This window comes from Jeotgalibacillus malaysiensis (genome assembly GCF_044789845.1).
Taxonomy (GTDB): Bacteria; Bacillota; Bacilli; order Bacillales; family Jeotgalibacillaceae; genus Jeotgalibacillus; species Jeotgalibacillus malaysiensis_A.
Genome location: NZ_CP085252.1, coordinates 2246183 through 2259922, shown reverse-complemented (window position 1 = coordinate 2259922; position 13740 = coordinate 2246183). Strand labels below are relative to the sequence as shown.

General features: G+C 41.9%; 12 protein-coding genes and 1 riboswitch. Of the genes, 11 read left to right on the top strand and 1 reads right to left on the bottom strand.

The features are described 5' to 3' along the window. The first annotated feature begins 8 nt into the window (after window positions 1–8). The 10 genes from LG330_RS12185 (at window position 9) to LG330_RS12140 (ending at window position 12265) form a co-directional block, all read left to right on the top strand. Window positions 9–2366 (top strand): endonuclease MutS2, encoded by a 2358-nt coding sequence (locus LG330_RS12185; protein WP_404409587.1) that lies wholly within the window; start codon window positions 9–11, stop codon window positions 2364–2366. 20 nt (window positions 2367–2386) lie between these two features. Then, entirely contained in the window at window positions 2387–2794 is a 408-nt protein-coding gene (locus tag LG330_RS12180) for a DUF350 domain-containing protein (RefSeq protein ID WP_404409586.1), read from the top strand. 466 nt (window positions 2795–3260) lie between these two features. Then, window positions 3261–4976 (top strand): long-chain-fatty-acid--CoA ligase, encoded by a 1716-nt coding sequence (locus LG330_RS12175; protein WP_404404209.1) that lies wholly within the window; start codon window positions 3261–3263, stop codon window positions 4974–4976. Window positions 4977–5084: 108 nt separating this feature from the next. Then, window positions 5085–5666 carry a TetR/AcrR family transcriptional regulator gene (locus LG330_RS12170; protein WP_404404207.1) on the top strand — a complete coding sequence of 194 codons (582 nt, stop codon included), beginning with the start codon at window positions 5085–5087 and terminating at the stop codon, window positions 5664–5666. A 13-nt stretch (window positions 5667–5679) separates the two neighbouring features. After that, window positions 5680–6453, top strand: a complete 774-nt coding sequence (locus LG330_RS12165) for an enoyl-CoA hydratase (RefSeq protein WP_404404205.1) — start codon at window positions 5680–5682, stop codon at window positions 6451–6453. Between the two features lie 19 nt (window positions 6454–6472). Beyond that, a complete protein-coding gene (locus LG330_RS12160) occupies window positions 6473–7246 on the top strand; it encodes an electron transfer flavoprotein subunit beta/FixA family protein (RefSeq protein WP_404404203.1) in 774 nt (257 codons plus the stop codon). 28 nt (window positions 7247–7274) lie between these two features. After that, window positions 7275–8249 carry an electron transfer flavoprotein subunit alpha/FixB family protein gene (locus LG330_RS12155; RefSeq protein WP_404404201.1) on the top strand — a complete coding sequence of 325 codons (975 nt, stop codon included), beginning with the start codon at window positions 7275–7277 and terminating at the stop codon, window positions 8247–8249. Window positions 8250–8506: 257 nt separating this feature from the next. Then, window positions 8507–8821, top strand: a complete 315-nt coding sequence (gene trxA / locus LG330_RS12150; protein ID WP_404404199.1) for a thioredoxin — start codon at window positions 8507–8509, stop codon at window positions 8819–8821. Between the two features lie 92 nt (window positions 8822–8913). Continuing rightward, window positions 8914–10686, top strand: a complete 1773-nt coding sequence (gene uvrC, locus LG330_RS12145; RefSeq protein WP_404404197.1) for an excinuclease ABC subunit UvrC — start codon at window positions 8914–8916, stop codon at window positions 10684–10686. 58 nt (window positions 10687–10744) lie between these two features. Then, window positions 10745–10924, top strand: a riboswitch (Lysine riboswitch). Between the two features lie 111 nt (window positions 10925–11035). Next, entirely contained in the window at window positions 11036–12265 is a 1230-nt protein-coding gene (locus LG330_RS12140) for an aspartate kinase (protein ID WP_404404195.1), read from the top strand. Window positions 12266–12302: 37 nt separating this feature from the next. Here the strand turns inward: LG330_RS12140 and LG330_RS12135 are convergent, their stop codons facing one another. Beyond that, entirely contained in the window at window positions 12303–12746 is a 444-nt protein-coding gene (locus LG330_RS12135) for a YslB family protein (protein WP_404404193.1), read from the bottom strand. Window positions 12747–13128: 382 nt separating this feature from the next. Between LG330_RS12135 and LG330_RS12130 the strand changes: the two genes are divergently transcribed. Beyond that, window positions 13129–13737: a succinate dehydrogenase cytochrome b558 subunit gene (locus tag LG330_RS12130; protein WP_404404191.1), complete on the top strand. Its 609-nt coding sequence runs from the start codon at window positions 13129–13131 to the stop codon at window positions 13735–13737. Window positions 13738–13740 lie beyond the last annotated feature (3 nt).

Sequence of the window (13740 nt, the reverse complement as noted above, 5' to 3'; positions counted from 1 at the left end):
AGAGAAAGCTGTTGAAAAAATCAATTAAAACACTTGAATTTAATAAAATTAAAAACCTGGTGATGGAGCATGCAGCTTCATCACTTGGTTCAACGAGAATCGAAAAAATGGAACCTTCTTTTTCACTTGAAGAAGTCCAGCGGTTGCAGAATGAAACAGATGAGGCAGCCACCATTTTAAGAGTGAAAGGCGGTATGCCACTTGGCGGTATATTTGATATCAGACCACATATTAAACGCTCACAGATTGGCGGTATGTTAAGTGCTGCTGAACTGATCCAGGTGGCAAGTACAATCAGAGCGGGTAAAAACATCAGGAACTTCGTAGAGGACCTGCATGAGGAACGGGAAATCTCAATACCGATTATCACTGAGAAGAAAGAAATGCTGGCCATTTTAACGCCGCTTGAGCACCAGATTTTTGATTCGATTGATGAGAGCGGGGAAGTACTCGATTCAGCCAGCACTGAGCTGCGCGCAATCCGTCAGAGAATCAGAACGAGTGAGAGCAGAGTGAGAGAAAAGCTTGAAAGTGCGATCCGTTCTAAAAACGCTGCTACGATGCTTTCAGATGCAGTTATTACAATCCGTAACGACCGCTACGTCATCCCTGTAAAACAGGAATACAGAAGTCATTACGGAGGGATCGTGCACGATCAGTCATCCTCTGGTCAGACGCTTTTTATCGAACCTGCATCCATTGTACAGTTCAATAATCAGCTGAGAGAACAGCGACTGAAGGAGCAGGAGGAAATCGAAAAAATTCTCATTGCACTTTCACTTGAAGTGCAGCAGGAAGCAGAAAGTCTGCTGTTAACAGTCGATATACTTGCAGATCTTGACTTTATGTTTTCAAAAGCTAAATACGGACGCACAATCAAAGCAACAAAACCTGAAGTGAATGATCAGGGAATCATTAAACTGAATAAAGCACGTCACCCGCTTTTAACGATAGATGAAGCAGTTGCCAATGATATTTATCTGGGCGAAGAATTTTCAACTATTGTGATTACAGGACCAAATACAGGTGGTAAGACCGTTACGTTAAAGACAATCGGCTTATGCACATTAATGGCTCAGGCAGGTCTGCCAATTCCTGTACTGGATGGTTCCGAAATCGCTGTATTTCAATCTGTCCACGCGGATATTGGGGACGAGCAGTCTATTGAACAGAGTTTGAGTACCTTCTCTTCTCATATGGTGAATATTGTGGAGATCTTAAAGCAGGCAGATAGTGAGAGTCTGGTACTGTTTGATGAACTTGGAGCAGGTACCGATCCTCAGGAAGGTGCTGCACTTGCGATTTCTATTCTTGATGAGGTACATGGAATTGGTGCAAGAGTCGTCGCAACAACCCATTACCCGGAATTAAAAGCTTATGGATACAATCGTGACGGTGTCATTAATGCGAGCGTGGAGTTCGATGTTGAGACGTTAAGTCCAACATACAGATTACTGATCGGTGTGCCCGGCCGCAGTAATGCATTTGATATTTCAAAGCGACTCGGTTTAAGTGATCATGTCATTGAACATGCAAAATCTTTTGTCGGGACAGACAGTAAAGCGGTTGAAGCAATGATTGCTTCTCTTGAGACGAGCAGAAGAAGTGCGGAGACAGACTATGAAGAAGCGCACGAACTATTAAAAGATGCTGAAAACATCCACCGGGATCTGCAAAAGCAAATGGCTGAATACTATTCGAAGAAAGATGACATGATGGAAAAGGCGAAATTAAAGGCTCAGGAGATTGTTGAAAAATCCAAAGCCGAAGCAGAACAAGTGATGTCAGAGCTTAGACAGCTACGATTTGAGAAACAGGCAGATGTAAAGGAACATGAGCTCATTGATGCGAGGAAACGTCTGGATGACGCTGCACCTAAATCATCTGATAAAAAGAAACAGCCTAAATCAAAATCAGAACGAAAACTCCAGCCTGGTGATGAAGTCAATGTACTGAGCTTCGGTCAGAAGGGGACGCTGATTAAAAAGACAGACGAAAAAGAATGGGCTGTACAAATTGGTATCCTGAAAATGAAAGTGAAAGAAGCAGATCTTGAATTAATTAAAGGTGAGAAAAAGCCGGATCCAAAACCATTGGCAACCGTTAAAGGGAAAGATTTCCATGTCGACTTAGAGCTTGACCTGCGCGGAGAAAGATTTGAGAATGCACTGCTGAGAGTGGATAAATATATTGACGATGCACTGCTCGCCGGATATCCACGTGTTTCAATTATTCACGGAAAAGGCACCGGTGCCCTTAGATCAGGCGTACAGGAAAAATTAAAAAATCACCGTTCAGTGAAAAAGGTACGCCTTGGTGAAGACGGTGAAGGAGGCAGCGGTGTAACCGTTGTTGAGTTCAAATAATGGAACAGAAGGTGAGCGGTATGGAAGGATTCTGGCAGCATCCCCTGATCGAAACAGCCGGATACTTCAGTGTTGTAGTCGTTTGTATGATCGTATTCCTGTCAATTTTTGAATTAGTCACCAAATATAAGAACTGGGAAGAAATTAAAAACGGTAATCTTTCAGTTGCAATGGCAACGGGCGGGAAAGTATTTGGAATCGCAAACATTTTCCAAAGCTCTATCAGTCAGCACGATACGTTATTAACGATGATGGGCTGGGGACTTTACGGGTTTGTTTTACTGTTGATAGCCTATTTCGTCTTTGAATTTCTGACACCGGGCTTTAAGGTTGATGAAGAAATTAAATCAGATAACAGAGCAGTCGGACTCATTTCAATGCTCATTTCAATTGGACTGTCATATGTCATCGGAGCGAGTATAAACTAGGAGAGAATAGAAAATGGAAAACTTAATCAAAATCCTCATCGTCTGCTGCGCAGTCTTTATGGTGATCGGTATTATTTATTTAGTCACGCTGTAGGTTTTTTAAGATTTCAGCGACTGTTAATCATTTAATTCGCAATAAATTAAATGATTAACACTTTGAATAAAGGTTTAATAAGTCATAAATCATGTTTTTTTACAGATGATGGTTCTCGCTGGAGGGGGCAACTCCCTCCGGCGGAAAAGGGACAGGTGAGATCATAAGGCGAAAGCGGAGGGGTTCACCCGCTGACAGCGGAAAGCATACCCCTGTAACTGAAACCATCAGCGCGTTTTAAATATATTAATAAATGAAAAGGGACTCTGTGTCTTTTTTCTCATATATAAATTGTAACCGTTTTCTTTTTAGATTATAATAAAGTTAGAAATGAGAATTTTCTAATTATTTTACTAAAAAGAAGGAGGTTTTATGATGTCATCACAGCCTTGGCTGAAGCTTTACCCCGATACAATTCCTACTCACCTGGAATACGAACCAAAACCGGTGCACGCCTACTTAACTGAAGCAGCAAAACAGTGGCCGGAAAAAATTGCGGTACATTTCATGGGAAAAGAATTCACGTTTAAGGAAATGTACGAATCATCTCTGAAAATGGCAAAGTATCTGCAGGACATCGGTATTCAAAAAGGTGATCGTGTAGCCATTATGCTGCCGAATATGCCGGCATCTGTGATTGCGTATTACGGAATTTTATACGCAGGTGGTGTAGTCGTTCAGACAAATCCACTCTATACAGAACGCGAGCTTGAATACCAGATGAAAGATTCAGGAGCTAAAGCAATCATTTCAATGGATATTTTATTTCCAAGGATTTCTAAGGTTTTTAATGACACAGATCTTGAACACATTATTATTTCGGCGATTAAAGATTTTCTTCCTTTTCCAAAGAATTTAATTTATCCATTTATCCAGAAAAAGCAATACGGTCTTACAGTAAAAGTGGAACACGCAGGCAGTAATCATCTGCTGACGGAAATTTTAAAAACGTCAACACCTGATCCGAGTATCCCGCCGCTTGATTTTGAAGAAGATATTGCGATCCTGCAATATACAGGCGGAACGACAGGCTTTCCAAAAGGTGTCATGCTGACGCATAAAAATCTGATTGCGAATGCCTCTATGTGTGACGCGTGGTTGTATAAAAACAAAAAAGGTGAAGAAAGTATTCTGGGTATATTACCGTTTTTCCACGTGTACGGTATGACGACTGTTATGATTCTTTCAATTATGCAGGGCTATAAGATGATCCTGCTGCCTAAGTTTGATGTTGAAACAGCGCTGAAAACGATTCATAAGCAAAAGCCGACGATCTTCCCTGGCGCACCGACGATTTATATCGGTATTTTGAATCACCCTGACCTGAAGAAGTATGATCTTACTTCAGTTGAGTCCTGCCTGAGCGGTTCAGCACCACTGCCGGTTGAAGTGCAGGAGGAATTCGAAAAGGTGACTGGTGGGAAACTGGTAGAAGGATACGGACTGACTGAATCTTCTCCGGTTACACATTCAAACTTTATCTGGAATGCGAAGCGTGTGAAGGGAAGCGTAGGCGTACCTTGGCCTGATACGGAATCTAAAGTTGTTTCGATGGAAAATGGTGAACAGCTGCCACCTGGTGAAGTGGGGGAAATTCTAGTAAAAGGTCCACAGATCATGAAGGGTTACTGGCATCAGCCTGAAGAAACAGCAGCAGTATTACGTGATGGCTGGCTGTATACCGGAGATCTCGGATATATGGATGAAGAAGGTTACTTTTATGTGGTCGACCGTAAAAAAGACATGATCATTGCTGGTGGTTTTAACATTTACCCGCGTGAAATTGAAGAAGTGATGTATGAGCATCCTGCAGTTCAGGAAGTTGTTGCTGTTGGCGTACCTGATGCTTACCGTGGAGAGACTGTTAAGCTGTTCGTTGTGCTGAAACAGAATCAGAAAGCAACTGAAGAAGAGTTAGATGAGTTTGCAAGAAAAAATATGGCGTCATATAAGGTGCCTAGAATTTATGAATTCCGTGATGAACTTCCTAAAACAGCAGTCGGTAAAATTCTCAGAAGACAGCTGGTTGAAGAAGAGAAGGAAAAGCAGCAGCAGAAGCAGAAGCAGAAGCAGAAGCATTCATCTTAACAATGTTTTTTCTTGACGGAGATAGGTTTTCTTAGTAAGATGAAAATATGAATGAATAGTCATTCATATTTTCGTCTTTTTTATATGTGATTGAAGGGTGATGACCGGATGAAGAAAGATAAACCAAAATATAAATTAATTATTGATGCAGCCGTAGTGGTCATTGCTGAAAACGGCTACCATCATGCACAGGTTTCAAAGATTGCCAAGCAGGCCGGGGTAGCAGATGGAACGATCTATTTATATTTTAAAAATAAAGAAGATATTCTGATCTCTCTTTTTGAAGAGAAAATGGGACAGTTCGTTCAGAAAATCAGAAACAAAATGGCCGGTACTGAAGACGCTGTAGAGCAGCTGAAAATACTTGTAGAAAGTCATTTCCAAATGCTTGCTGACGATCACCATTTAGCTATTGTAACACAGCTTGAACTGAGGCAGTCCAATAAAGATATCAGAATGAGGATAAATAAAGTATTAAAAGAATATCTGGTGCTCGTTGATGACGTCTTGCAAAACGGTGTTAAAACCGGCGTTTTATCAGAGGATTTAGATATTCGATTGGCAAGGCAGATGGTATTTGGTACGATTGATGAGGTGGCCACAAGCTGGGTGATTAATGACCAGAAGTATTCAATCACTGACCTGTCACCAGGCGTACATAGGCTTTTGGTAAAAGGATTATGCAAGTGAAGGGGAGAACAGGATGAGTTTCTTAAAATGGGAGAATGATCAGTATATTTCAACTGCTGTGATCAACCGTCCGCCGGCTAACGCGCTGGCAAGTGATCTGATCCGCGAAGTTGACGGGTGGCTTGACGCAGTAGAGCATGATGAGAATGTCCGCGTGCTGCTGATTCACGGTGAAGGTCGCTTCTTCTCGGCCGGAGCGGATATTAAAGAATTCACTCAGGTCGAAACCGGAGCTGAGTTCTCCAAACTGGCTGAAAAAGGCCAACAAGTTTTTGAAAGAATGGAAGCGTTCTCAAAGCCGATTATTGCTTCTATTCACGGTGCTGCACTTGGAGGGGGACTTGAGCTTGCAATGGGATGTCATATCCGCTATGTAAGTGAAACAGCCAAACTTGGCCTGCCGGAGCTTCAGTTGGGTCTTGTACCAGGGTTTGCCGGCTCACAGCGGCTGCCGCGCTACGTTGGATTTGCAAGAGCTGCAGAAATGCTTCTTTCAAGTGATCCAATTTCAGGTGTGGAAGCTGTCCAGTACGGGCTGGCTAATAAAGCATTTCCGGAAGATGAAGTGCACGAAAAATCGAAAGCGCTTGCAACGAAGCTGGCCGCTAAAAGTCCGATTTCAGTAAAAGCTGCATTAGAGCTGCTCCAGTATGCAAAAACAGCTGATTTTCATGAAGGGGTTGCAAGAGAGGCTGAGATCTTCGGGGATGTATTTGTTTCTGAGGATGCAAAAGAAGGTATCAGTGCATTCATTGAAAAAAGAAAACCTGAATTTAAAGGTCAATAATTAATAGGAGGGAATATACATGAACATTTATGTGCTAATGAAAAGAACGTTTGACACTGAGGAAAAAATTTCTGTTCAAGGCGGACAAATCGCTGAGGATGGTGCGGAATTCATCATTAACCCATACGACGAGTATGCGATTGAAGAAGCGATTCAGCTGAAGGACGCGCACGGCGGAGAAGTAACAGTTGTGTCTGTCGGAGACGAGGAAACTGAAAAGCAACTTCGTACTGCACTTGCAATGGGTGCTGATAAAGCAGTGCTGATTAATATTGAAGATGATGTAGATATGACAGATGAATTTTCAGTTGCAAAAATCCTTTCTGAATATCTGAAAGATAAAGAGGCAGATCTGATTATCGGGGGTAATGTTGCAATCGACGGTGGGTCAGGACAGGTTGCACCACGGGTAGCTGATTACCTGGACATTCCTTATGTAACAACAATTACAAGCATTAAAGTAGACGGAGAGAAAGTTGAGATTGTGCGTGATGTTGAAGGTGACTCAGAAACAATCGAAACAACACTTCCACTATTAGTGACAGCTCAGCAGGGGCTGAATGACCCAAGATACCCATCGCTGCCGGGTATTATGAAAGCGAAGAAAAAACCGCTTGATGAAATCGAACTTGATGATCTTGATCTTGATGAAGACGATGTAGAACCTAAAACAGAAACGGTTGAAATTTATCTGCCACCGGCAAAAGAAGCTGGTCGCATTCTTGAAGGTGAAGTTGACGAACAGGTAAAAGAACTTGTTCAACTTCTTCGTACTGAAGCAAAAGTAGTCTAACTCTATAACTATTCAGGAGGTTTAACCGATGAGCAAAAAAGTACTTGTATTAGCAGAAACAAGAGAAGGTTCACTTAGAAACGTATCATTTGAAGCAATTGCAGCGGGTAAGACAATTGCTGACGGTGGAGAAGTTATCAGCGTACTAATCGGTAACGGAATCGCAGACGTTGCAAATGAACTGGTAGCCTATGGCGCAGACCGAGTGATTACAGTCGAGGATGCAAAGCTTGAGCAATACTCTTCAGATGGCTTCTCTCAGGCATTCCTTGCAGTAATCGAGCAGGAAAACCCTGAAGGAATTGTCATGGGACACACTTCATTAGGTAAGGATCTGTCACCTAAGCTTGCAAGCAGACTGAAAAGCGGACTAGTATCAGATGTTACTGCAATTGAAGCGGACGGCGATTCACCGAAGTTCATTCGTCCAATCTACAGCGGTAAAGCATTTGAGAAAAAAGTGATCAAAGATGGTCTGACATTCATTACAATCCGTCCGAATAACATTCCTGCACTTGATAAAGAAGAGGGACGTTCAGGGGACGTATCATCAGTAAGTGTTGACATTACAGACCTGCGAACAATTATTAAAGAGGTAGTGAGAAAAGCAACTGATGGCGTTGACCTGTCAGAAGCTAAAGTAATCGTTGCTGGCGGACGCGGTGTTAAGAGTGAAGATGGCTTTGAACCGCTTAAAGAACTGGCAGACCTTCTTGGCGGTGCAGTAGGTGCATCCCGCGGAGCATGTGATGCAGACTATTGCGATTACTCACTGCAGATCGGTCAGACTGGTAAAGTTGTAACACCGGACCTTTACATCGCATGTGGTATCTCAGGTGCAATTCAGCACATGGCTGGAATGTCTAACTCAAAAGTGATCGTTGCAATCAACAAAGACCCTGAAGCAAACATCTTCAAAGTAGCGGACTACGGCATCGTCGGAGACCTTTTCGATGTAGTCCCACTGCTGATCGAAGAATTCAAAAAAGTGAAAGTATCTTAATTCATTTAATAAACTGAAATATAAAAACGGACTAATGATTTATCTAAGTCTGAGTGCAGCGGAGCGGAAGGCGGCGACTCGCGGAAAGGGCTCACCGCCCGGCCGCAGAAAGCGTCCGCCTGAAGCGAAGCGAAACGATTTTAAGAGCCTGACACCTTGTCTTAGGCTCTTTTTAATTCTCAGGCAAAAACGTGGAAATACAATAGTCTCCCTGCTATACTTTGACTATATTCGTATTCAACAAGGAGGAATTACACATGGCAATTGCACACGCAACAGATCAAACATTCGCAACTGAAACAAAAGAAGGTTTAGTACTGGCAGACTTCTGGGCTACTTGGTGCGGACCTTGTAAAATGATTGCACCGGTTCTTGAAGAGCTTGATTCTGATATGGGCGATAAAGTAAAAATCGTAAAGCTTGATGTTGATGAAAACCAGGAAACAGCAAGCAAATACGGTGTAATGAGTATCCCAACTCTTGTCGTATTCAAAGACGGAGAAATTGTTGACAAAGTAGTAGGCTTCCAGCCGAAAGAAGCACTAGAAGAATTATTAAATAAGCATGCATAATAACTGAGCCGGGCCATGTGCCCGGCTTTTATTTTGCTTATAGCTTTTAATTGAGTAAAATAAAGGTAACACGTGTGCAGGAGGCTAAAGAGATGAAAGACCAGCTTAAACATAAACTTGCAGTCCTTCCTGACCAGCCCGGCTGTTATCTGATGAAGGACAGACAGGGTACGATTATCTATGTAGGGAAAGCGAAGGTGCTTAAAAATAGAGTAAGATCCTATTTTACCGGATCGCATGATGGGAAAACACAGCGGCTGGTTTCAGAAATAGAGGACTTTGAATATATCGTGACTTCATCGGACATGGAGGCACTCGTACTTGAATTAAACCTGATCAAAAAACATGACCCTAAGTATAATGTTATGTTAAAAGATGATAAGCATTATCCATTTATTAAGGTAACCGCAGAGCGACATCCGAGACTGCTCATTACCCGTAAAGTTAAGAAAGATAAAGGAAAGTATTTTGGACCTTACCCGAACGCGCAGGCTGCAAACGAAACAAAAAAGCTGCTCGACAGAATGTATCCATTAAGAAAATGCAGGACGATGCCTGATAAAGTCTGTCTGTATTATCATATGGGACAATGTCTGGCGCCGTGTGAATTCAAAGTGGAACAAAGCACCTATCGTCAGATGACTGAAGATATCGCCAGGTTTTTGAATGGCGGTTTTAAAGAAGTAAAAAAAGATCTGAAAGTTAAAATGGAACATGCTGCAGAAAACCTTGAATTCGAACGGGCAAAAGAATTCCGGGATCAAATCGCTCATATTGAAGCAACAATGGAAAAGCAGAAAATGACGATGAATGATTTTACAAACCGTGATATTTTCGGTTATGCAGTGGATAAAGGGTGGATGTGTGTTCAGGTATTCTTTATCCGGCAGGGCAAGCTGATTGAACGGGATGTATCGATGTTTCCAATTTATGATGAAGCAGAAGGTGAATTCCTTTCCTTCCTCGGTCAGTTCTATATGAAGGCAAATCATTTTAAACCAAAAGAAGTCTTAATCCCGCAGACGATTGATCAGCAAATGGCAGAAGAGTTGCTTGAGACAAATGTCAGGCAGCCAGTCAGAGGACAAAAGAAAGATCTCGTCAATCTGGCAGCGAAAAACGCTTCAATTGCACTGACTGAAAAGTTTGCGCTGATTGAGCGTGACGAAGAAAGAACGATTAAAGCGGCAGAGAATTTAGGTCATGCAATGAATATCTATACGCCTTATAGAATTGAAGCATTTGATAACTCCAATATACAGGGGTCTGACCCTGTATCTGCGATGGTTGTTTTTGTAGACGGTAAGCCGGCCAGGAAAGATTACCGGAAATATAAAATAAAAACGGTGCAGGGACCGGATGATTACGAATCTATGAGAGAAGTAATCAGAAGAAGGTATTCAAGAGTGCTGAAGGATGAACTGCCAATGCCTGATCTGATTGTTATCGATGGAGGAAAAGGGCAGATTGAGGCGGCAAAGGAAATTTTGCGTCATGAGCTCGGTCTTGATATTCCTGTAGCAGGCCTTGCCAAGGACGACCGTCACAATACTTCCCAGCTGTTATATGGTGACCCGCTAGAAGTCGTTCCGCTGAACAGGCGCAGTCAGGAGTTTTACTTTATGCAGCGGATTCAGGATGAAGTCCATCGTTTTGCGATTACGTTTCACAGACAGCTGCGCGCGAAAAACTCCATTCAGTCAGTACTTGATGAGATTGAAGGCGTTGGACCTCAACGTAAAAAGCAGCTGCTGAAGTATTTCGGATCTGTTAAAAAGCTGAGAGAAGCGTCCCTTGAAGAAATTGTAAAAGCAGGGGTTCCTGCGAAAACAGCAGAAAAAGTAATAAAAAAATTAAATGAATAGCGTTGAAGGCTTAATCGTCACGTGCTATAATGATTCACAATTAAACACTTTATTTTAAAGTGGTGATAGAGGTGCGGACGCAAAGAGTACCACTGCAGAGGGTGATGAAACCCTGAGAGGCAGTGTGAAAGGTGCGGACCGCCGAAGCAGAAAATCATTCATCAGATTTTTTGCTGGTTCTGTATTTAAAAAATGCAGGGCTGTCAGAGCTGTAATGTTCTGGAGAGCTATCTCACCTGTGCGATTCAGATGATGTTATCTGTTCAAAAGCAATGGGGAGACTTTCTCCCCGTTGCTTTTTTTATAGTCGCAAACAGTTGAGAAATAATGTCAGGGAAGAGGAAATAGAGTGGGAATCATTGTACAGAAATTTGGAGGTACATCAGTAGGATCAGTTGAAAAAATTCATCATGTGGCGAATAGAGTCATTCTCGAAAAAGAAAAAGGCAATGATGTCATTGTAGTTGTATCCGCTATGGGAAAAACGACGGATGAACTGGTCAGGCTTGCCGGGGAAATGACGTCACGCCCTGAAAAAAGAGAAATGGATATGCTGCTGACAACCGGCGAGCAGATGTCAATGTCACTTCTTGCAATGGCACTCCAAAACAGGGGCTACAAAAGTACGTCACTGACCGGCTGGCAGGCAGGAATCCGCACAGAAGCGGTATTTAGTAATGCAAGAATTACTGAGGTAAAGACAAATCGTTTAGAAACACTGCTGCAGGAAGGGCGTGTCATTGTAGTGGCAGGGTTCCAGGGAATGGATGAAAACGGTGAAATTACGACACTCGGACGCGGGGGATCAGATACGACAGCAGTAGCGCTTGCAGCTGCACTGAGTGCTGACCGGTGCGATATATATACAGATGTTGACGGTGTTTATTCCACTGATCCTCGTTATGTGAAAGGCGCAAGAAAGTTAAAGGGTATCTCATATGATGAAATGCTCGAACTTGCCAACCTTGGAGCAGGTGTTCTTCATCCGAGAGCAGTGGAATTTGCAAAGAATTACGGGATCAAACTGACTGTAAGATCAAGCATGGAAGAAACAGAAGGGACTTTAATTGAGGAGGATGCACCAATGGAAGAGCATTTAGTTGTAAGAGGCGTAGCATTTGATAAGGATATCGTTAGAATGACAGTGGTAGGTCTTGAGAATGAACTGACAGGTTTCCCTAAAGTATTTTCGATTTTAGCTGACAATCACATTGATGTTGATATTATTATTCAAAGTAAGCTTGATACTGGAAAAGTGAATCTGTCATTTTCCATTAAAGAGTCTTCGCTTGAAGAAACACTGCAAATCCTTACGCGTCATAAAGAAGAGATTGGTTATCAGGAAATTGAACATGAAACGAACCTTTCGAAAGTATCGATTGTTGGTTCCGGAATGGTTTCAAATCCTGGTGTAGCAGCCCAGATGTTCAGCGTGCTGGCAGCACAGAACATTCAGGTGAAAATGGTCAGTACATCAGAGATCAAAGTCTCGGTTGTAGTTGATTCTAACGAAATGATCAATGCTGCGAATGCAATTCATGAAAGCTTTGGATTAAACAAAAGCACTGTAGAGGTATAAAAATCAGCAGGCTCCATTGACAGGGGCCTGCTGATTTTTAAAAGGAGGCTTTTCTTGAGGGCAGTGAATAAGGATCTTTCTGGTCCCATTTAAGCTCAATTTGAACGCAGTTCTTTTTTTTGCGGGTATACACTGCTTCAGTTTGATACTGCTTAATCATAGCGATCTGTTCTGCAATAAAGCCAGCTTCAAGTGTAAAAACAGGATCGTTATGTGTAATTCTTTCTTCGATCACATTGCCGGAAAGTTCAAAATGTATTTCATCATTTTTTTGTTTTATGATGGTGAGGACCCCCCACTCTGCACGTTCAAAAAAAGAAATCATTTCGCCTTCGTTACTGCATGCATAGTTTCTTGCTAATTTTTTGCCCGCCCAATAGAGAATATCTTTTGTATGGTTGCCTAAAAGGTCAGGTATCAGCTCATCTCTGATTAACCGGTAACCGAATAAGTTCTGTGTTATATTTTCATTGTCGCTCATTGCTTAACCGAACCTCACTTTCAATCTCTTTATTATAAAGTGTTGAGTGATAAAGTGTAAGGTCAAAAAGAAATTTAACTGTGAAATCGGCATATTGTCATATAGATAAGCAGTTTTTTGAAATAATAAATTGTGAAAAGTGATTTTGTGAAATTTTTGTGAACTGAAGCCGATAAATTCAGGAAAATGTCTAATAATAGAGCTGGTTAAATAAATAATATTTAGAATTGTTTTTATGTATACGTTTTCTTGACGCTCCATTACGAGAGGAGTACAATAAATTTGTCACATAAATGTTATACTGTGCGAAAATTTTGCTGAATCTATCATTCTAGGGAGTAGGTTTTAGCAGCTGTATTTATTTTAGAGGGGGTTACATTCGATGGCGGAAAATCGAGAGTTTTATTGGAGGAGGCTGCATTCTTTACTTGGGGTTATACCGGTAGGGATCTTCCTGATTCAACATTTAGTTGTCAACCATTTCGCTACTAGAGGCGAACAGGCTTTCAACGATGCAGCACACTTTATGGAAAGTTTACCATTTAGAATTTTCTTAGAACTATTTATTATCTTTATCCCTTTATACTTCCACGCAATCTATGGAGTATACATCGCATTCACTGCGAAGAACAATACAAGACGTTATGGCACACTTCGTAACTACATGTTTTTCATGCAGCGTATCACAGGTGTCATTACACTGATTTTCGTAACCTGGCACGTCTGGGAAACACGTATTCAGGCTGCACTTGGCGCAGAAGTAAACTTTGGCATGATGGAGCAGATCTTAGCGAATCCATGGATGGTTGCGTTCTACATACTTGGAGTCGTGTCTACAACTTTCCACTTTGCTAACGGTTTATGGTCATTTATGGTCAGCTGGGGTATCACGGTGAGCGCTCGTTCACAAAAGATTTCAACGTACGCAACACTTGGAGTGTTTGTCGTACTGACGATCATTGGTATCCGTTCAATTCTTGCATTTGTATAATTA